The sequence below is a fragment of the Bradyrhizobium sp. 17 genome (assembly GCF_023073515.1).
Classification (GTDB): Bacteria; Pseudomonadota; Alphaproteobacteria; order Rhizobiales; family Xanthobacteraceae; genus Bradyrhizobium; species Bradyrhizobium canariense_D.
Window position 1 is genome coordinate 109,726 of record NZ_JADPJQ010000021.1, and the last position, 17,367, is coordinate 127,092.

The 17,367-nt window shown below is 57.8% G+C and carries 24 protein-coding genes and 1 pseudogene; 12 read left to right on the forward strand and 13 right to left on the reverse strand.

Going from position 1 to position 17,367, the window contains the following annotated elements; translation table 11 throughout:
• Positions 1 to 563 precede the first annotated feature (563 nt).
• From IVB13_RS04415 to IVB13_RS04425, 3 genes are all read left to right on the forward strand, one after another.
• On the forward strand, positions 564 to 809 hold the full coding sequence (locus IVB13_RS04415; protein WP_247487890.1) for a PilZ domain-containing protein: 246 nt from the start codon (positions 564 to 566) through the stop codon (positions 807 to 809).
• A gap of 238 nt (positions 810 to 1,047) precedes the next feature.
• Positions 1,048 to 1,290: a hypothetical protein gene (locus IVB13_RS04420; RefSeq protein WP_247487892.1), complete on the forward strand. Its 243-nt coding sequence runs from the start codon at positions 1,048 to 1,050 to the stop codon at positions 1,288 to 1,290.
• A gap of 84 nt (positions 1,291 to 1,374) precedes the next feature.
• A complete protein-coding gene (locus IVB13_RS04425; RefSeq protein ID WP_247487894.1) occupies positions 1,375 to 2,121 on the forward strand; it encodes a DUF5131 family protein in 747 nt (248 codons plus the stop codon).
• On the opposite strand, the gene IVB13_RS04430 is transcribed toward IVB13_RS04425, so the two are convergent.
• The 5 genes from IVB13_RS04430 to IVB13_RS04450 all read right to left on the reverse strand — a co-directional run bounded on the left by IVB13_RS04430 (position 2,111) and on the right by IVB13_RS04450 (position 6,227).
• Entirely contained in the window at positions 2,111 to 2,938 is an 828-nt protein-coding gene (locus IVB13_RS04430) for a three-Cys-motif partner protein TcmP (RefSeq protein ID WP_247487896.1), read from the reverse strand. The genes IVB13_RS04425 and IVB13_RS04430 overlap by 11 nt on opposite strands.
• Positions 2,939 to 2,940: 2 nt before the next feature.
• Positions 2,941 to 3,561, reverse strand: a complete 621-nt coding sequence (locus tag IVB13_RS04435) for a hypothetical protein (protein ID WP_247487898.1) — start codon at positions 3,559 to 3,561, stop codon at positions 2,941 to 2,943.
• 15 nt (positions 3,562 to 3,576) lie between these two features.
• The gene (locus IVB13_RS04440) at positions 3,577 to 3,786 is read right to left on the reverse strand and encodes a hypothetical protein (protein WP_247487900.1); all 210 of its coding nucleotides are present in this window, start codon (positions 3,784 to 3,786) and stop codon (positions 3,577 to 3,579) included.
• A 465-nt stretch (positions 3,787 to 4,251) separates the two neighbouring features.
• Positions 4,252 to 4,953: a type VI secretion protein gene (locus tag IVB13_RS04445; RefSeq protein WP_247487902.1), complete on the reverse strand. Its 702-nt coding sequence runs from the start codon at positions 4,951 to 4,953 to the stop codon at positions 4,252 to 4,254.
• 1,061 nt (positions 4,954 to 6,014) lie between these two features.
• Positions 6,015 to 6,227 (reverse strand): hypothetical protein, encoded by a 213-nt coding sequence (locus tag IVB13_RS04450; RefSeq protein ID WP_247487903.1) that lies wholly within the window; start codon positions 6,225 to 6,227, stop codon positions 6,015 to 6,017.
• Positions 6,228 to 6,810: 583 nt separating this feature from the next.
• Here IVB13_RS04450 and IVB13_RS04455 point away from each other — a divergent pair.
• The 5 genes from IVB13_RS04455 (at position 6,811) to IVB13_RS04470 (ending at position 9,041) form a co-directional block, all read left to right on the forward strand.
• The gene (locus IVB13_RS04455; protein ID WP_247487905.1) at positions 6,811 to 7,017 is read left to right on the forward strand and encodes a hypothetical protein; all 207 of its coding nucleotides are present in this window, start codon (positions 6,811 to 6,813) and stop codon (positions 7,015 to 7,017) included.
• 460 nt (positions 7,018 to 7,477) lie between these two features.
• Positions 7,478 to 7,612 carry a hypothetical protein gene (locus tag IVB13_RS40125; RefSeq protein WP_256467679.1) on the forward strand — a complete coding sequence of 45 codons (135 nt, stop codon included), beginning with the start codon at positions 7,478 to 7,480 and terminating at the stop codon, positions 7,610 to 7,612.
• Positions 7,613 to 7,661: 49 nt separating this feature from the next.
• Positions 7,662 to 7,868 (forward strand): hypothetical protein, encoded by a 207-nt coding sequence (locus IVB13_RS04460; RefSeq protein WP_247487907.1) that lies wholly within the window; start codon positions 7,662 to 7,664, stop codon positions 7,866 to 7,868.
• A gap of 305 nt (positions 7,869 to 8,173) precedes the next feature.
• Complete coding sequence (locus IVB13_RS04465; RefSeq protein ID WP_247454190.1) at positions 8,174 to 8,419, forward strand: hypothetical protein; 246 nt, start codon at positions 8,174 to 8,176, stop codon at positions 8,417 to 8,419.
• A 469-nt stretch (positions 8,420 to 8,888) separates the two neighbouring features.
• Entirely contained in the window at positions 8,889 to 9,041 is a 153-nt protein-coding gene (locus IVB13_RS04470) for a hypothetical protein (protein WP_247487909.1), read from the forward strand.
• A 183-nt stretch (positions 9,042 to 9,224) separates the two neighbouring features.
• Here IVB13_RS04470 and IVB13_RS04475 read toward each other — a convergent pair whose 3' ends face one another.
• Entirely contained in the window at positions 9,225 to 9,494 is a 270-nt protein-coding gene (locus IVB13_RS04475; RefSeq protein ID WP_247487911.1) for a hypothetical protein, read from the reverse strand.
• A 341-nt stretch (positions 9,495 to 9,835) separates the two neighbouring features.
• On the opposite strand from IVB13_RS04475, the gene IVB13_RS04480 reads away from it, so the two are divergent.
• From IVB13_RS04480 to IVB13_RS04490, 3 genes are all read left to right on the forward strand, one after another.
• The gene (locus IVB13_RS04480; RefSeq protein ID WP_247487913.1) at positions 9,836 to 10,429 is read left to right on the forward strand and encodes a hypothetical protein; all 594 of its coding nucleotides are present in this window, start codon (positions 9,836 to 9,838) and stop codon (positions 10,427 to 10,429) included.
• A gap of 351 nt (positions 10,430 to 10,780) precedes the next feature.
• Positions 10,781 to 11,530 (forward strand): outer membrane beta-barrel protein, encoded by a 750-nt coding sequence (locus IVB13_RS04485; RefSeq protein ID WP_247288204.1) that lies wholly within the window; start codon positions 10,781 to 10,783, stop codon positions 11,528 to 11,530.
• A 66-nt stretch (positions 11,531 to 11,596) separates the two neighbouring features.
• On the forward strand, positions 11,597 to 11,902 hold the full coding sequence (locus tag IVB13_RS04490) for an addiction module antidote protein (RefSeq protein WP_247487914.1): 306 nt from the start codon (positions 11,597 to 11,599) through the stop codon (positions 11,900 to 11,902).
• Between the two features lie 1,196 nt (positions 11,903 to 13,098).
• Here IVB13_RS04490 and IVB13_RS04495 read toward each other — a convergent pair.
• The 3 genes from IVB13_RS04495 to IVB13_RS04505 all read right to left on the reverse strand — a co-directional run bounded on the left by IVB13_RS04495 (position 13,099) and on the right by IVB13_RS04505 (position 14,643).
• Complete coding sequence (locus tag IVB13_RS04495; protein ID WP_247487916.1) at positions 13,099 to 13,599, reverse strand: hypothetical protein; 501 nt, start codon at positions 13,597 to 13,599, stop codon at positions 13,099 to 13,101.
• A gap of 81 nt (positions 13,600 to 13,680) precedes the next feature.
• Positions 13,681 to 14,205, reverse strand: coding sequence for a hypothetical protein (locus IVB13_RS04500; RefSeq protein WP_247487918.1), 525 nt, complete (start codon positions 14,203 to 14,205; stop codon positions 13,681 to 13,683).
• A gap of 12 nt (positions 14,206 to 14,217) precedes the next feature.
• Positions 14,218 to 14,643, reverse strand: coding sequence for a hypothetical protein (locus IVB13_RS04505; protein WP_247487920.1), 426 nt, complete (start codon positions 14,641 to 14,643; stop codon positions 14,218 to 14,220).
• A gap of 412 nt (positions 14,644 to 15,055) precedes the next feature.
• On the opposite strand from IVB13_RS04505, the gene IVB13_RS04510 reads away from it, so the two are divergent.
• Positions 15,056 to 15,238 (forward strand): hypothetical protein, encoded by a 183-nt coding sequence (locus tag IVB13_RS04510; protein ID WP_247487923.1) that lies wholly within the window; start codon positions 15,056 to 15,058, stop codon positions 15,236 to 15,238.
• Between the two features lie 6 nt (positions 15,239 to 15,244).
• Here the strand turns inward: IVB13_RS04510 and IVB13_RS04515 are convergent, their stop codons facing one another.
• The 4 genes and pseudogenes from IVB13_RS04515 to IVB13_RS04530 form a co-directional block, all read right to left on the reverse strand.
• Entirely contained in the window at positions 15,245 to 15,526 is a 282-nt protein-coding gene (locus IVB13_RS04515) for a hypothetical protein (protein ID WP_247487925.1), read from the reverse strand.
• 31 nt (positions 15,527 to 15,557) lie between these two features.
• On the reverse strand, positions 15,558 to 16,256 hold the full coding sequence (locus IVB13_RS04520) for a hypothetical protein (protein ID WP_247487926.1): 699 nt from the start codon (positions 16,254 to 16,256) through the stop codon (positions 15,558 to 15,560).
• A 525-nt stretch (positions 16,257 to 16,781) separates the two neighbouring features.
• Complete coding sequence (locus tag IVB13_RS04525) at positions 16,782 to 17,027, reverse strand: hypothetical protein (protein ID WP_247487928.1); 246 nt, start codon at positions 17,025 to 17,027, stop codon at positions 16,782 to 16,784.
• 146 nt (positions 17,028 to 17,173) lie between these two features.
• Positions 17,174 to 17,308 (reverse strand): annotated as a pseudogene (locus IVB13_RS04530) (SOS response-associated peptidase); the annotation flags it as partial.
• Positions 17,309 to 17,367: the final 59 nt, after the last annotated feature.

Consider the following 17,367-nt stretch of genomic DNA (forward strand, 5'->3'; position numbering starts at 1 on the left):
GCCCTCATCGAGTAGCGCAAGTAGTTGCGCTTCTTCTTCAGGCGACCACGGGCGGATCTCTTGTCGATCGTTGGACATCGATTCATGCCAGCACAAGCGCTGCGGATCGCCATCGTACGTCAAGATCGTAAACGATGAGTTCCAGGTTTGGAGCGTGAACGTCGCGAGGTTGCGCTTGCACCCAGCTTCCTCGGCCAGGGCCGAGCTGGCGCGCGCCTAAAGGCCGGTCCAGGGTGCCCGCGTAACGATCTGTAAGTATTGGGCATGCAAAATAGCGCCTTTCTGCGCGTGATCCGTCCGTCCAAGGAGATCGCCGTGACAAGCAATGATAACGAGCTGGCTGTTTTGACGCGAGAGATCGCTGACAAGGTGACCTATGTTCAGAGCCAAACAATCCTGATCGAGGTCCTTAAGCGAGACGGACACGATGTATCCGACTACGAGAGAGAGCTAGCCAAAGAGCGGTCGCGCTTGGCAACACGGATCGCGAGGCAGTTTAGACTGCTTGCAATAGCTTCGGCCGATGAAGGACCCGAGACCGCCGCGTCACCTCAAGGATAATCATGTCGGATCGTCGGAGGATCGATCGTTCGGAAGTGGACTTAGCCGCCTACATCTTCGGAGATGGCGGCAGCCGACGTTGTCGCGTGTTCAATATCTCGGAGGACGGTGCTGGGATCGAGTTATCGACGAAACTGCACATGCCTGCCACATTCAAGATGATGTTGGAAAGAGACCGTATCATCAGAGATTGTCGTCTCGTTTGGTCGAGTGATACTCGCATCGGCGTCGTGTTCAAAACGGATTGAATCGGCTCTGGTAGGTTGTCGGTGCCAGCCAAGTGCCCCGCGGACGAGGTCGGGAAGTGTTACCAGGCTGTCTAGCGCGAGGCGTCGAGCGTTGTTGCTGCGGGTCGACGACGACACACGCGGCGGGTGCTGTGAGGAGGGCGCCGGTGATTCGCTTCCAGGACCCTGTCGTTTTTGACAGGTGCGGGCCGTCCCGGCATGTGGGCATGATCGCGGCTAAAGGACGAGGACCGCGGCTATGCGACGTTACTACTTCCCGATTTTCCACGACGGCGAGACACAGGCGGACGATGTGGGGGGGCTATTTCGCTCCGCTGAGTTGGCGGTCCAATACGGCGCCCGCGTCGCTCGGGACATCGCCAGCGATCCTGACCACGATCGCGCTAGCGGCACCGTCGTAATCGTCGTTGACGCTTCAGGCGCGGAGATCGCGCGGCATGTGGTGAACGCGGCCAGAACGGCGCCGGGTAGTGTGAGGTGAGTGTGGGGCTTAGGAGGCGAGGTTCTAGGTTAACGAAATCTCACCACTTTCCTGTGATTCTCTACGCCCTGAAAGGTGCTTGTCATGGCGGAAACTTCGATCGAATGGACTGATGCAACGTGGAACCCAGTGGCTGGGTGCACCATTCTCTCGCCTGGCTGCACCAACTGCTACGCCATGCGGATGGCCGCGCGCCTCGATGCCATGGGTGTTGCGAAGTACAAAGGGCTGACCCGGAAAAGCGGTGGCCGAGCCAAGTGGACCGGCAAGCTTTACCTAGATCGGAAGGCGCTTGATACCCCAAAGGGTTGGAGTAAGCCACGCCAGATCTTCGTGAATTCGATGTCCGACCTTTTCCACGAAGATGTGCCGGCAGAGTTCGTTGCGGATGTGTGGTCGACAATGGCGGCGACACCACAGCACACATACCAGATCCTCACCAAACGGCCGGATCGTATGGCCAGGATCGCCTCAAGTCTGCCGTTGTTGCGCAACGTTTGGCTCGGCACTAGCGTGGAGAGCGCGGATTATCTCGACAGAATCGATGAACTGCGGGCGGTGCGCGCCGCGGTGCGGTTCATCTCGTTTGAGCCGCTGCTCGGGTCTGTCGCCGAGGCGAACCTCAAGAAAATTCACTGGGCAATTGTTGGCGGCGAGAGCGGTCCGAAGGCTCGGCCGATGGATGCTGAGTGGGTTCGCGAAATCGAGTCCGCCTGTCGCCGCTACGGCACCGCATTTTTCTTCAAACAGTGGGGCGGCAAGAACAAGAAAGCCGCTGGGCGCACATTGAATGGGCGGACCTACGACGAGATGCCTTCAGCTACAGCTTGAAAAAATCACCTTGTTGTTCAGGGTTGGAAGCCGTCTTCCAAAATTTGTGGGCGAGCTCGTGTTTGGCCACCAGAAGCAGCCAGTAGAGGTGCTGGCCACCAGTGTTTTTGAGAAGTTTCATCTCGGTGGACGCCTCGGTACCTAGTCCAGAGACCAGGTCTCTCCAATGATCGATAATCTCGGCGCGGATGCGACGCTGGGCCTGATCAGCGTCGATCACATCTTTCCAGCCTGGCGCGAATCTATCGAACGCAGATACGGCGGACCCGATGTTTTCGTCCAGGTTTCGCTGAAGGTCCATTTTGCTCAGGTGAACCAGCATATCCATTCGAGTCCGGCGCGAAAGCGTTCTGAAGATGTTGAAGTCCAGGGCGCCCAAGCTGTACGGATCGATAAATGCGAAGTGCAGGCCCTTCGGCTCCAAGCGCTTTAGAATTGCGAGCGAAGTATCGACGGCTTCGCCATGGATAGGGGCCACAGGTGCCCCAAGCGCGCGCAGACGCTGTGTGGCAGCGCTGAGCCGTTCCTCATCCGTGTCGGCGATGTACATACGCGAAAAAGGCGCCTTGCCGGCTACGCTCTTCCGCCACGCGGCAACGCAGCTTCCGTCGATGAAAGATCCGCCTTTGATCTTTGATCGACTTGGCCCGCAGAACAGATCGATGTAAGTTGCGCCGGCCTTCATTGGCCCGATGAATTTAGCGCGCGCGCCTCGCGAGATATCGACGTACCTGCACAAAAGGTCCTGCTTCTCTTGGGCCCACGGGCCGACCTCCTCGGCCGGGAGTCCGTCGTCGCCGGTAACAAGCTTGCCCATAGCTACCTCTGCGATGTTGGCAAACGAGGTGGGACGACGTTTAGAGAAGTCCGCAAGTAGATAGAACAGAATGCAGCTTCTACCACCTGCGAGCCGTCTAAGACGTAATGTCGCTTGTCGCCAACTTCCGCGAATGACGCTTCAGGTCCCCACTGAAATCCTCTACAGTCAATCGTTAGATCTAGTGTGGACTTAGCTTGTCGCAGCCAGATTGGATGAAACGTTTCCTTAAAGTGATCTTCCTTGAGGGTGACGACGACGTGGAGCGTCGTCTCGTCGACCATGTTCTCGTCAGGCGTCCAGACCATGGCTCTGATGTGGTCTTTTGAGCTCTCGTGGCATTCGAGCGTAATCCGCCTTACGGCACCCAAAAACTTGGTGCCGCGGAATGCGAAGGTTTGAGAGTCGACCTCCGACATGGATGCATTGATGGAGCGACGCACGCGAGGCTCCTCAGGGTTTTCGTCTCGGTGTCCGCGAAATGGCCACTCGATGCCAGCGCGTACGGTGAGATCTGTGCTTTGGAGAATCAGCAAGCAATCTGACTCTTCCAGTTCATAGTTGAATGACTTGGCCCCCAATAAACGGATGCCTTTGTTGGCCGGTTCCACGGTCTGCGCCATGTCAAACATTGCTATCTAACTGCCCACCCGCATATTGATCAGTCCCTTGATCGCATCTGCTTGGGCTGCGGAAATCGCGTAGTCCGCCTGAGAGATGTGCGTTTGAGCGGCAATAAAGGATCTCCCTACCGTCTCGGCTGTGGTCCGCGCTCTCAGGATAACGGAAAAGAGCGGCCGCGCGAGATCCAGATGCCGCATAGGGTCACCATCATAACTATTGTCCATCCCAAAAATCCCCATCCAGCGGCCGCACCTACGCGCAAAGCGAGGTTTGTTCCTTGTGCCCAAACATCATTGTCAACATAGGTTTTAAACTGAGCCGTAGCGCGGCCGAACGCGGGGTCATCTAGAGCGGCTGAATTGCAGAGAGAGCGGCCTCTATACTCGACGCCCGCCGGACCATTCCGCGGCCGTTGCACTAGCGCCGCGATAGAGCACCTGTATTCGTATTGCTTCCACTCCGTAGATCGATAGTCAGGCACCAAGCCTATAGAGAACATTTCTCGGTCAGCAAGAGCTACTGAATAAGCTCCATCGGAGATCGTATAGTAATAGAGTTCTTTCGCTGGATGCGGGAGCGACAGCCATGCCCAGAACAGCGACAGCGACAAAGCTGCCCCACCAGCAACGATGGCGAACCTGCCCAGCCATCCTTTCATAATCTGCTTTTCTCTCGAAATTCCCTGAGCATTACTTTGCCTTCGTTGCCGGCTGCTGAATCAATGCTTTCAAACGGTCTCTTGCGGGCTTTGAATAACCATCTGCACGATCATTCTTGGCCGTTGACCAATGGCACGTCTCTGCAACTTTATCTCTAGCTGCGGAAACATCGGCCAACGCGAAGGTGCCGTCGCTCTGACGCCCTTGGAAGCCGCTGGCTCGCAAGAACAGCTTACCGTTGTCCGGCAGTAGACGCATGAAGTCGGCGGGCGGCGCTATGAACAAGGCGCGGCCGTTCGTGCCGGCTTGTGCAGAGATCGTTTCCGGAGGATTGCTATCGATCCTGATAAGCAGGTCAACCCGATTAGATGCTCCGATGAACACTCCGTCCGGGACGAAAACAGCTTCTGTTCGGTTTTCTTTGCAGCGAAAGACTAGAAGGACCTCCCCAGGCTCGCCCAGCAGCAGGGCAGTGACCTCCGCAGAATCGTCAATCGGGGACTTGCTTTCGGTGTAGACCCACTTGCCTTTGACCGGCGTAGGATCTTTTGCCTCCTCTTCCGTGGTCTTGGCCTTCGGCCCAATCGCGTCAAAACATTTGAGCCGGTCAGCATCAGTTGGAATTTTCTTGCAGACTGTGAACGCCAGTGCTTCGAACTGAGCCTCCGCAACCGCCGACCAAGTGAGCGACAGACAAAGCGCCAGCGCGCCGGCTAGTACCATCGACTTCATCGAGCTATTCATCCCCGTTACCGCAATTCAACGACAACCAAAGCGGGAAGGCAAGCTATAGCGCAGCGAGTCTGCGAGACTTTGGGCCTAGGGAAATTTACGGGTGTCGCTTGGCCGATCTAAACGCGCAGACCGACGATGAACCGAATGGCGAGATCGGCACCGGCGCCCACGACGGCCGTCGCGCTAAGCGCCACAACCACGCGCCACATCTCGTCCATTGTGCCTCGCAAAAAGACGGCCCCCGCGGGGCAACGCGGAGGCCGCTGTTGGAACGCCTCGAACCAAGGTGGATTGGTCCTCGAAGCAAGCGGCTAATGGCCGGCGCGCAGGATGGTTCCTGTTGAAGGCGAATTGTCGGCTCCCGCGTTAGGTTATCTTGACGCGCAAGGCAGCGAGACCCGCTGAGGTGATCCGGTACGTCCCCGCCGCGCTCCCACGCTCAATCCAGGCCTTGGACAGCATGTTTGAGACGGTGCGCTTGCCGGTGGGCTCAAGATCTCTCAGTGCTAGCTCGCGTCCCGCGCGCAGTTTCTGCAATGCGTCTCGCTCCGAGCTCGTCGGCAGATGGCTGGCGCGGGCTGGCATCTATTTTTTGCCCCCTCAGCGCCTGCCGCATCAGCGTCCTGATCGCTTCAGGTCTCGTTGGTGCGGCATCCTGCTGGGCAATCCAATTGTCGACGGCTGAAAGATCGTCGGTATGTAAGCGCACCTGAATCTGTGTGCCCTTGCCGGTTGAAGGAGGGCCTCGCTTTTTCCGGACGTATTTTCACGGGCTGCGCGAAGCCGGATGCGATCCCTTTGTTTCTAATAGAGGGCTGTACCAAGCCTCGTAGGATCTAAGACCGAGAGGGCGTTCAACGAATGGGCTGCGCACCACGATCAGAAAGGTACCCTGCGGATCGAGCACGCACGTGCCGTTTGGGCGGGGCGGGCCTCGGATGACGAGATCATCCTGCTGGGCGTTCGTCAGTAAGATGCGACGACGGCCCGCTCCAGCAATGGGGCGGGCCTTTTACTTTCAGCACGCCGAGCGGTTCACTCTGGCGGCCTTCGTCAGGCTAGCCGTCTTGGCAGGGAATACCGAAGTTGTCACAGGCGACAGCGAATGACTCTTTTGCCTTTGCATCCTCGAAGCAGAAGCGAGTGCCGACCTGCGCCTGATCGGCCCACCAGTCGACGTTATTGCCTTTCGCGATGCGGGAGGCTTCGCCGCGTAAAAGATCTAATTGTCTTCCGGCAGCACGAACGATCAGGCAATTTTGTTTGGGCACGATACGTTCTCCAATGCACAGGACGCCGAGCTCCTTGGTACAATAGGGCGGCGGCCAGATTGATCGCGCTAAGCGCCGTGGATATGGCCCCGGCTCCCGGGGCAATGGCGGCGAAGGAGCTGGGGCCAATCTGGGTCGCCCTTTAGGAAGGCATCGGGCAAACTTGGCATCAGCAGCAAGGTTTCAAAAAGTGAAGGGCCGCTGCGTTGGGACAGCGTGTGCCCTCAGTAAAATTACGGGCGCGTCTCATTTGATCGTACCCCCATCTTAGACCGGCCCTAGTCTCGGCGGGATGAAAGCATTCAACGGCGCGACCATGGGCGAATATCGAGCTTACGTAATCGGGGCTGACGGGCACATACAGCTTCGGGTCGATTTGGTGGTCCCCGATGAAACGACAGCCCGGAACAGAGCGAAGCACCTCGTCGATGGACATGCTGTTGAGCTTTGGGAAGGCGCAACCAGGATCGAAAGGTTTGAGCCAAAAACAGTAAAGGGAGCCTGTTTTGCTGTTTCACGTTCATCCCGGAACCAGCAGACTTAACCTGCATTAAGAGTGAAGAATTCAGTCGAGGGATCGGCCATGGGCGTGGAACGAATGCACTCCCCGAAGTACTGGCGGATGCGTGCCGAAGAATTTCGCACGAAGGCCGACAACAGCGAATTCCCGCAGACCCGAGAGACGCTCCGTCAAGTTGCAAACAATTATGAGGAGCTAGCCCAGCGCGCCGAGCAGGTCGTCACCCTTGCGGAACTGGACGAGGCATTTCAGAGGCGGAGCGCCGGGTAGCGCAGGAATACGCATTACGACCAGCGCGCTATGGGCCACGCAACCGGGTGAATTCCGCCCGGCTTTTCCCTGCGAGGGAGCAAGTGTGCACTTCGGGACTTAGCCGAGTACTCACTGGCGGGGCAGTACCGTGGACCGTGATTTTAAGAACGAAATCTTTTCGAGCTTCGACCCAAATCCGGTTCAGCCCTGCGGCGAGTGCGGCAGGAAGCCGAGATCAGTCTTGAAGATGCTAAACACGCAAAACGGTAAAATCGTGCGTATGTTCAAGCGCGAATGCGGTGCGCAGACTTGGACGGAGACTAAGGAGTAAGACCGCCTCAGTGGGCGGCTTCATTCCTGCCGGCGACGCTAGACCGTAGCCTTACTGGCATAGACTTGGGTGCGCGCTGCTCGTCGTCGGTGTAATACACCGGGCATGGTGGCAACATTTGACGACCAACCGCAGCTAGAATTTCAGATGCTTGCTAAGGTGGAGCAATGCCGAAGGCTTGCACGCCAAATCGGTGACCATGTGACCGCTAAACGCCTGCTTGATCTCGCAGACGAATACATCCAGCAGATCAAGGATATCCGGGCGATCAAAACAACTTAGGTGAGCCGCCCTTGACGGGCACCGCGCAGGCGCAGTCTAATCGCCCCCCATGGAGCAGCATCAGCGCATCATCGACGAGCTCAAGACCTTCGAGCGGCTCTGCTTGGAGCAGGCCCAGGAGAGCACGCTGCCACTGGAGCAGGCCGCTCTGCTCGAAATTGCAGCAAATTGTCGCGCCGAGGCCGCCCGCTGGACTGGATTGCTAGTAGCTCCATACTCGCGAGAGCTACTGCGTATTGCGGGTGTGGGGAATTAGTGGAGCGGCTTCCCAGCCGCAAAGCTGGGGCGGCCTTTGTGCTTCCCCGTAGAAGGGCACGAATGAAGCTAGCCGCCAACCGCATGGTGGTCGGCGCAGAGGCGCTGTGGTAAGGACTCCAATCGGCGGCGTGATGTTGCCCCCAAGTTTCACCGCGCCGCTGAGGGCCCGTCCTCAGCGCAAGTTGGGGCGGGCTTTTACTTCAGACGGGTGCTGCTTCCCAATCTTGCTATGCGCCGTCTCGGCCTTGCTCCGGTCACCCACGGTCGTTAACGCTGAGCCCTGAGACCGCGTAGGGGAATACGGTGAGCAAGGTTCGCGAGTTCATGGACTTCTGGACCGAGAACAGCATCCACGCTGCCGAGCAGTACCGGACTGCCGGCGCGTCGCAGGATGTAGCGGAACTCACGCGGCGGCTAATCCAGGCTGCCAAGGGGCAGGGCATTTCGGAAGCCGCCCTGCAGGCGGAGATCGGCGAAATCTCCGAGTACATTAGGGACCGGCTCAAGGCAGCGAATAGGGCTGAAAGCGAACGGCGGAAACGCACTTAGGCGGTCCAAAGCTCAGGGCGTGTCTCGCCACCCGCAAGAAGATCTCCAGCATCTGGCAGCAAAAGGCCCGCCGGTTCACACTGGCGGGCCTGTGGCACTCCTGGCGCTCTAATCCGCAATTGGATCGGTTGCCGGGAGCATTGGGGGCTGGAAGCCGGGCCGTGCCATGTTCGTGCTTAAACGACAATGGGCAGAACGGCGTACTCCGGTAGTTGTACCGACTCCATTTTCGCAACGGGGTGTTCTACTGTGAGAACACCGGCGAGATTTAAGTACTCATCAATTTGCAGTTGTCCCGGATGGCCGCAGTGGGGGCTGGAACCACCCTGCGGCCTTTCCCATAGGCTGACCTTCATTTCGAGGCTCTTTTTGGCAGCCTTCTTATCCAAACTCGCTGAGGTAGTGGCTGGAAATGCGCCGATTCTGAGCGCATGGTAGGCAGATGCAGGTGCAATGCCCAAAATGCAAAGTGATCGTCACCATTGGCAAAGCCAAGTGGTTCTTCGATGGCGGCGAGTGCAGGGAGCTTCGCGGTACTGTTGCGGGCGATGCTAAGGAATATGAAGAGTGCCCGGTCCTCATCGAAGCTGTGTCGACCGTCAGGAATAATGCCGCCACCTAGGCGAGAGCTTAGTGTGCGAGGTTGGCCGTGAGCGAGAGCGAACCTTGCAAAAACCAGCTAAAGCGGACGTCCAACCGAGGGACGGCCCCGGCTTCGGGAGACCTGGGGCTAATGCCGGGGCCGCTCCGCCAGCTCAGGGCGCCGAGCCAGCGCGCATTCAAGCAGAATTTGCCCGGTCGGTTCCTAACGGAGTGCCAGCAGGTCCCGGCCGGGCGTCAGCAGCCGCACGTATGTTCCGCTCTCATGCAGCTCTAGCCAGCCCTTCTCGATGGCGCACCTGATGCCGGCGCCGAATTCCGCACCGCTTCCCTTGAGCGTGTAGAGGAACGGGTAGTTGACCTTCTCAGTGTGGATGCGACCGTCCTGTACCGGCTGAATGGCAGCCGCAAGTTCGACCAGCTTACGCGCGGCGACTTCCGGATCAGCGAAGGGACGTGCTGTCACGAGTTTCATTGCGGAATCAAAACCTCAACCGCCATGTTTGGCCTGACTTGCCCGCGACTGTCATGCCAGTTGGGGACGATATGCACAGATCCTGCGGCGCCGCATGCTGAGCAGACCAGGCGCAAGCCGACGCTTGACCACGGCTGATCTTGCGGGAGTCTGTCGAGCGGCACGTCGACCCTGCGATCGCAGCGGCCGTTCAGGCACTGGATGCTGCATGTCACATGCCCCTCAGCCAACCATTCAGCGGGGCTGCGGGGCGGATAGTGACCGGACTTCGTGTACGTTGCGCTTTCCATGCTGATGTGGTCTGCCTGTTGCGCAATTGAGATACACGGATACTCTCGTAAGTGACCAAATGCCCCAAATATTCGACTGCCGCAGCGCTTGTTTTTCTAGTTTACCTTGCGCCGTGCTTTGCTCAATCTCCTCAGAAGGAAGAATCCTTGAGCTCCTCGTTCGGTGCCGGACCGAACGCTTTTGTCGATCTGTTGGCGCTGATGTCCGGGCACTGCAAGACGCTGAAGGTCGGCGGGCGCAGCTTCGGATGCAAGACGGTGGCTTACGCCCATGGCGACAAAGGGCGGGTGAATTTTGCGGTAGCCGTCGACGATCCCGACGATGAGAGCCACGTCGTATCGTTCTCCGGCGAGAACGGCAAACGGGCCGACGACAATTCCTACCAGCTGCCGATTGATCGCATGCTGCTCAATTCCAAGGATCGGCCCAAAGTTGACGGACTGCCGGTGCCGGCCGAGCAGCCATCAACCGGTACCTGCCGCCAGACTGGCAATTTCGCTGCGAGGAAGGTGACAGATATCACCTGCTCGGCGACCGACAGTGAAGGCCGCCGATACGAGCTGCTGTTCGTCTCCGACGGCTCGCCGGTGAGCGTGCGCCGCATCAGGCAGTCGGCGCCATCGATCCACGATCCGTTCAACTGAGACGAGGGGACGCCCGCCATGGCTACCAAGTTATCGCAACACGATTAGCCATTGCGGATTGGTGACGAGGACCGAGACACACAAGACATAGAGAACCCGCTGGCTTCGAGAAGCCGCAACTACAGGGCTGTATCCCGACTCCGGCAGCAGCCGGGCGAACAACGCTGGCTCATTGTGAATGCCAACGTGCATAAAGTTCCCAATTACTTAACTGTTATAAAGAGTTCCGGCTTGCCTTCGATAGCGAGTGTGGCAGGCCAGCTACAGCAAAACACCCACGAGCGAGTACTGTTGAAAGGCAGGTGGGCGAACTAGCGACTCTTAAAACTGATTATCTTTGGGGAGACTCGAATGAAGAAACTTATTGCGGTTGCGGCCGGAACACTGGCTCTCGGCCTATCGGCTCCGGCAAGCGCGGCGGATATGGCAGCGCGTCCCTACACCAAGGCGCCTCCGATGGTCGCCGCGATTTATGACTGGAGTGGCTTCTACATCGGCGCCAACGGCGGTTGGGGCTCAAGCCGCAACAGCTGGGATTCGGTTGCCCCCTTCCTGGTGGGTCCCGAAGGTTCGCACGATGCAACGGGCGGAGTTGCGGGCGGTCAGGTTGGTTATCGCTGGCAGACTGGGACCTGGGTGTTCGGCCTCGAAGCGCAGGGCGACTGGGCCGACTTGCGAGGCAGCAACCTGAGCACCCTGTTTGGTCCGGGCTTCCGCAACGATTCACGGATCAATGCGTTCGGTCTGTTCACGGGTCAGCTCGGCTGGGCCACCAACAACGTCCTGTTCTACGTCAAGGGCGGTGCTGCCGTGACCGATAATCGCAACCGGATCTATTCGACTGCAACTGGCGCTGTGCTTGCCACCACCGGTGATGACACCCGTTGGGGCGGTACCGTCGGGGTAGGCCTGGAATACGGCTTTGCTCCCGGCTGGTCGGCTGGTGTCGAATACGATCATCTGTTTATGCAGGATCGTACGCTCGCATTCACGGGTCCCGCGGGCGTAGCATTCGGTGCGGATCGCATCCGTCAGGACGTCGATCTCGTCACGGTTCGCGTGAACTACAAGTTCGGCGGCCCGAGCATCGGCCGGTACTGAGCAGCATCACTGAAAAAAATAGGGGCCGGCTCTTTGAGCCGGCCTTTCTTTTTTGGGGAGATTGGAATGACGAAAACTTACCGACCGACCCCTTCGAAATTAGCCGACGAGCTAAACAGCGCATTTGCTTCAGCTGAACCCAAGATAATTTGTAAGGCTATCGGCGAGGCACTTGGCGCTTTTAACATCGCCGAGATGGCAAGACAGACGGGTTTAGGCCGGCAGAGTATTTATCGAGCTTTCAAAACCAACACACAGCTTCCGAATTTTTCCACGGTTCTTGCAGTGCTCTCGGCCATGGGCTTACAACTCAAAGTAACTCCCAAGGGCGAGCGATCGACAGCTGCCGCGGCTCGCGTAACGAAGAAGTAGTCATCACTCAGGGGGCGAGAGCTACTGCGCGTCGTAGGTGGGAAAAGTCCCTTGAAGCTCCGCCGGTTCACGCCGTCAGGTGCTCGCGTGAGCCGACAGTATGTGATCGCCTGGATGCACGGAGGCAGAGCTGAGGGGCGATCTTCGGACGGGCCCCGGTTCCCGCTGGCGCGCCATTCTTCTTACAGAGACAAGGGATGGCAACGAGGCACCTGGTGTACTTGGGGGCGCCTCCCGCATGGTATAGGTCGGATCCAACCCTAACGAGTCGGGGTGTGCCGTGGGTATTTTCTTACTCTCGCTGGCAGCGTGCGTTGTTGGTGTTCTTCTCCTACTCGCATTCCGCCGATAGGACCGAATCGGGACGCAAGAGTTGCCTTGAATCCTCAGCCCAGCGCCGAGGTTAAGCTTGTCGGCCGGTTGTTTTTGACTGTGCGCGATTGAGCGCGTTCACTCCGCGGCGGGATGGAGACGAACGTGATCACTTGGCTGCTCCTCATCATCATCGCGGTCAGCGTTGCGATCCTGATCGCCCACACGATTGACGCCATACGCTCCTGACGCCAAGCGCAAAGGCGCGACATGTCCGAGGTTCGGCAGCGGTGCGCGGCGCAAGCGCCCGTTATGATAGCTGGCATGGCGGAGGCTCGGGCGGCCGGGTGAGCTCCTTGGATCGATCCAAGTCGGGCAGAACGCCTTGCCTGGACTTTCAACTGGGGAGCCGAACGGACCGGTTACCCGGACGAGACGTCCGAAATGGCGATGGCGCGCACGGTGTCGGATGGAGTCGAGGCGGCCTAGCGGCGCGGAGACATGCGCCGGCAAATAATGGGGACAGGCGTTCTCGAGAGCATCCGGGAGCGCGACGAGCGCGACTTTGTCTTCGGCTCCGGCAAGGGCGGCTATTCCGGCTGGTCGAAGCGAACGAGCAGATGGACCAGGCGTGAAGCTCAAGACGCCCAGGACGCTCCTACCTTCGCCGCACCGGCCGGGCCGATGTCGGGATTCTCGGACTCGCTCCGCACGTCGTCGAGCACTGCTGAACCACTTGCCCGCCAAGCTCCTGCGCACCTATGACACGAATCCCTACTTCAAGTAAAAGCGCGAGGCGCTGGACCTATGGGCGGCGCACCCGATGGGGCTGGTGGAGGGCGGCGCCAGCAACGTGGTGCCGATGAGAGCGTGAAACGAAAGGGCTAATGCTTTGCGACGTAGCCGTCGATCAAAGCCTCAAAGTCGCGTTTTCGAATTTGGACGCGAAGTTTCCTAGGAGTGCGCCACAAAATTGGCTGAGCCAATTGCCAAGTCGCGATCCACTCCAACACATTTTCGGGGTCTATTTCTTCATATGACCGAGGTCGATGCAAGGGCAGCACCGCGTCAGCACCTGCCGACAACGAAATGGTAGTTTCGCCTTCGAACATGGTCGCAAGTATCCCATCTATGCTGTCATCCCTCGCGACCCTGAATCGGCTAAGATCGCCGTCCGGCCACGAAATCAAAATTGGTCGTTCACTGACATTCTTCAAATATAAAAACGGCACGATGTTTCTGCTGCCGTCAATCAGTGGGCGCGCTTCAATGAATGCCACAGGATAGTGCTTTGTAAACTTCTCCAATATCAGGAATGCGACCGAACAGATGCCAGAGAGACCACCAAACAACTTTACAAATTCAACTGCACCACCGCTGTCCATTGAAGATCTCTCTTGATCTAACCTAAAATTGGCCGAGACCGTCTCGGAAGGTGAGAACTTTACTAAAAGCGTTGATCAGTCCTATCGGCCCCATTTTACGAAGCGTACGTGTTCCGCCGAAAGATATGGACCGAACAATCCGTCCATCTGCTTGTAGAAATCCGTGATCGCCAAAAAATGTTCGCTCCGGGAATCTGCCGTCTTGCCGCGGTCGGCTGCAGAAAGATTCGGATCGTTTAGGGCCTTGTTGCAGTAATCCAACTTGATGAGATGATGATATAGACCGTCCAGGTATTTACGAAGATCTGGCCCAAACAAAAACCGAGATGGATCGATGGCTTCGATGAGCGTCATCTCAATACTCGGGCTGGAGGCTCCTAAAGTCGCTATTTGACCGACCGCCTTTCGCGTCGTCGAAAACGCCTCGATGCGACGCTGAAATAAGTCCAACGCTAGTTTGTTTTGCGCGATGTCAGCTTGTCTTCTTCCAAGTCGGAACTGGATCACGCCAAACGTGACCGTCGCGCACACGGCTACGATGGCTGCCATAATGGTCGCAAATGGCGCTGCGAGTTTAATTGCGAGTTCGCTTGTTTGAGGGTCCACGAGGGAGACTCGCTATTTCTTTGATGATTTCTGATATTCAACGATCGATGTTGCCGATCTTCCAATGGTCACCTGGATGGCTGCAATAATCGATATCCAGATTACCAAGCCAAGCAAGGGCACGCCCACTCGACTTAGTAAGCGGATCCCCGCAAGCTTCGACGATCTTCCGGGCCTCGCATCTCGAAGCGCCACAGTCATTCCTGGTAACTTTCCGTGGGTAAGCCAGTTGAGAAATTTTTGAAGATAAAAAAGGACTGTAAAACAGCCGATGTAGGCAAGCCACAAGAGCGGCGCGCTCTGCGCCGCCTCTGCAGCGACTTGGATTGTTGCGGAGAGCGCCAACCAGCCGATCACCTTAAACACTCCATCGACCAGCGAGCGCACCGGCGAGAGGAACGCGTGATCGTCAGGGAGTTCTATGATCCTAAGCTTCATCGGTGAAACGAGCCCCGAACGAGAGCAACGGCCAAAAGCACCAGCATGGCGCCGTCGATGCGGTTCATTAGCGGGGCCGTAGTTGGCGTAAAGTGTATTCGCTCAATTCGACCATGCACGGCTTGTAGGTGCGGCAGTCCGGCGGATCTCGCGGGAGTTCACGCGCAAGATCAACGACGGATCGCCATGTCATGAACTGCAGAACGGCTAGCAGAAGAAACAGCACAAAGAGAAGATTTGTCCGCAGCCAACGCAAGGCATCGCGAAATTCGGCCCGAGCCCATGGCTTAAATGGCATGATGATTCCCCAGGCGGAATGTCCCGCAACCGGAGAGCGAGCGCAAGGGGCTGAAGGTATTGGCATGTGCCGCGCCCACAGGCATGCTGCGGCCTGCTCCCTTGGAAGCTTCGCGTGCCAGCCTATCTCGTCCGCATCATTGACACCCGCGATCTGGTCGGGATATTCGTCGCCGACGACGAGGACTACCTTGCAATAGCCGTCGATGAATGCACCGACGAATACGTTGCGCTTTCCCGCCACGCGGGTGAGGACCCCGTCGTTTCCGTGGAGCAATCTTCGGAGGTGACGGAATAGGGGCCTCTATTGGTCCGCTACCTTGGACCAAACGCCATTGCTGTCCTTCATGTCACGATGGCTGGTGCCATCGTCCCAGTTGATGCAGGTTCGAACATCCTTGAAGTCGTTCAAAGTGCATGCCTCACGTGCAATGACCTTACCGTTCATGTCCTCGACTGTTTTCAAGAACGCGACTTTGCCCTGACTATCCAAGTAGCTTAGGCCGACGTTACACACTTTCAATTCGGGCTGGCAGGAGCGGCTAAAAAGCGGCTTCCCGCTATTCTGACTTGCGGATTTTTCCATCGCCCTATTGACGATTTCTGCCCAAGCAGGACTAGCGTTTGGTGTTGTCCGTGCAGCGGAAAGCTCCGCTCCCGATGGGGATAACGACGAAAGGCGAATTCGGCGGGGTTTGCTGCAGACTAGCAACTGGCGGAGTGAGTTGAGAGGGACGGCCCATCATGGTGACGCCCATCGACTGCAGCTCCTGCGGACTTAGCCAAACCATGTCTTGTGGAGACGTAACGACCATGCGGCCAATGATGGCGGATGGGACACCCAACTCTTTTGCGATTTTGGCCATCGATACCGTCGCAGCGCCTGATGCCGCCGTTTCCTCTCCATTTTCTCCTGACGCTCCGTGGACGCCGACTTGAGCACCGTAGCCGGCGTTCTTGGTTGAACCGGCGGCGAACATCAGAAAGCAAGCCGAGGCGCAGACCGCTGTCTTGCCCACGTTGGTGGATGTCTTTCCGAACCTGATGGCGTCGGCAATCTTGACCCCCTCGAGCAAATTTCCGCCGGGAGAATCCAGCCTAACGTTAGCAACAAATTTTCCGGAATCATTGGCTCGGCGAACTGACTGCGAAAACTTGTCGGCGTCTCCAGGCACAATCTCTCCAGTGATCCAAATGGTTGCTTGGCCTGACTTGCCCACGCCAACTTTAACCTCAGCAGACTGGCCGTCGTCCGAAAACACGGCGGGTGTAAGCAGCAGGAACGCCCCTGAAATCGTCGCACGCAGTTTGACCATCGCCCACTCCCTCTAGGGCATACTGTTTCGCAACCCAAGCGCGAACGCAAGCGAAACGCATGGCAATGAATGGTGGATTGACAGCAACGAGCCTTTGACATGCCGCGACTGCATAGCTGGATCGCTACCGACGTTTCGGAATGAATTCGACGGATCGCTGCTTCAGCGAAACCCTGGCCGCAAACCCAGCGTCCAACCATGCCATGGATTGCGTGTGACCAGCTTTGCGCGAGCTCTCATTTCCCCACCAGGCACTGAACTTGTAGGCCGACGCAGGCAATGACCTTCCGAGCAGGTCTTCTATTTCTAGAAATGTGAGCCGAACGGTTTGCCCCCGCATGCTATCTAACTTCGCTCGCAGAGGGTCGTACACGGACATCAATTCCCTACCTGGTGCCGTTGGCCTGAGCGCGGATATGGAAAGCCCCTCCGAGAAGTCGGCGTGCCTTGAATTTACGTGGCCTAACGAGTTGGATTAGGGCGCGCCCGACAATCCCAATCCGCCGGTGCGCCTCATCAGCCTGATCAGTATCTCGGCGTCCGGTGACCGGTTTGGCCACTGGATGGATTGTAGTTGCCGGTGGTGCCGAAATTGTCGCGCTGCGTGCCGTTTGGATTCGTGGCGATGTACGGCGTGACGTAGGTCCCGTTGCCACGTGTATAGCCGGATGACGTGTGCGTGCTCGGATTGGAACCGGTGCCGCTAAGATATTGCGCCTGGGCAGCCGTTGCGGCGAGCGTCAATGCGACGGCCAAAAGGAGTCGTTTCATTCCCAGTCCCCCCAAGTGGTTTTATCAGTTTGGGGATGCAACCATGAAGTCCGCCGGCAGGCTAGTTCGACCATAGGATTAGTCGCAAGGAACGCTCCGACCGTCGAGCCGCGGTGCCGGCGTCAACTCGTGCTCACCGTTTTCGGGTTGCGGACGATGGGCGCCGGATAGTCCGGAAACACTGACGGCATCGCCGGCCGGTTGCCAACGTAGCGGTTGACGACCCTGAACAGCGGCATGATGGCGGCCTGGTTGGTGGTGATGGTGCAGAGATTGCAGATGTGGACGGCCCCCCACTTGTCAGGATGGTAGCAGACTTTTGACCTGATCGCTTGCTATC

Excerpts from the sequence above, each read along its gene's own strand:
- IVB13_RS04520 (WP_247487926.1), bottom strand. The coding sequence starts at position 16,256 with ATGGTCAAACTGCGTGCGACGATTTCAGGGGCGTTCCTGCTGCTTACA.
- IVB13_RS04420 (WP_247487892.1), top strand. The coding sequence starts at position 1,048 with ATGCGACGTTACTACTTCCCGATTTTCCACGACGGCGAGACACAGGCG.
- IVB13_RS04485 (WP_247288204.1), top strand. The coding sequence starts at position 10,781 with ATGAAGAAACTTATTGCGGTTGCGGCCGGAACACTGGCTCTCGGCCTA.
- IVB13_RS04505 (WP_247487920.1), bottom strand. The coding sequence starts at position 14,643 with ATGAAGCTTAGGATCATAGAACTCCCTGACGATCACGCGTTCCTCTCG.
- IVB13_RS04525 (WP_247487928.1), bottom strand. The coding sequence starts at position 17,027 with ATGAAACGACTCCTTTTGGCCGTCGCATTGACGCTCGCCGCAACGGCT.
- IVB13_RS04440 (WP_247487900.1), bottom strand. The coding sequence starts at position 3,786 with ATGGACAATAGTTATGATGGTGACCCTATGCGGCATCTGGATCTCGCG.
- IVB13_RS04425 (WP_247487894.1), top strand. The coding sequence starts at position 1,375 with ATGGCGGAAACTTCGATCGAATGGACTGATGCAACGTGGAACCCAGTG.
- IVB13_RS04475 (WP_247487911.1), bottom strand. The coding sequence starts at position 9,494 with ATGAAACTCGTGACAGCACGTCCCTTCGCTGATCCGGAAGTCGCCGCG.
- IVB13_RS04430 (WP_247487896.1), bottom strand. The coding sequence starts at position 2,938 with ATGGGCAAGCTTGTTACCGGCGACGACGGACTCCCGGCCGAGGAGGTC.
- IVB13_RS04445 (WP_247487902.1), bottom strand. The coding sequence starts at position 4,953 with ATGAAGTCGATGGTACTAGCCGGCGCGCTGGCGCTTTGTCTGTCGCTC.
- IVB13_RS04435 (WP_247487898.1), bottom strand. The coding sequence starts at position 3,561 with ATGGCGCAGACCGTGGAACCGGCCAACAAAGGCATCCGTTTATTGGGG.
- IVB13_RS04460 (WP_247487907.1), top strand. The coding sequence starts at position 7,662 with ATGGAGCAGCATCAGCGCATCATCGACGAGCTCAAGACCTTCGAGCGG.
- IVB13_RS40125 (WP_256467679.1), top strand. The coding sequence starts at position 7,478 with ATGCTTGCTAAGGTGGAGCAATGCCGAAGGCTTGCACGCCAAATCGGT.
- IVB13_RS04415 (WP_247487890.1), top strand. The coding sequence starts at position 564 with ATGTCGGATCGTCGGAGGATCGATCGTTCGGAAGTGGACTTAGCCGCC.
- IVB13_RS04495 (WP_247487916.1), bottom strand. The coding sequence starts at position 13,599 with ATGGACAGCGGTGGTGCAGTTGAATTTGTAAAGTTGTTTGGTGGTCTC.
- IVB13_RS04455 (WP_247487905.1), top strand. The coding sequence starts at position 6,811 with ATGGGCGTGGAACGAATGCACTCCCCGAAGTACTGGCGGATGCGTGCC.
- IVB13_RS04515 (WP_247487925.1), bottom strand. The coding sequence starts at position 15,526 with ATGGAAAAATCCGCAAGTCAGAATAGCGGGAAGCCGCTTTTTAGCCGC.
- IVB13_RS04490 (WP_247487914.1), top strand. The coding sequence starts at position 11,597 with ATGACGAAAACTTACCGACCGACCCCTTCGAAATTAGCCGACGAGCTA.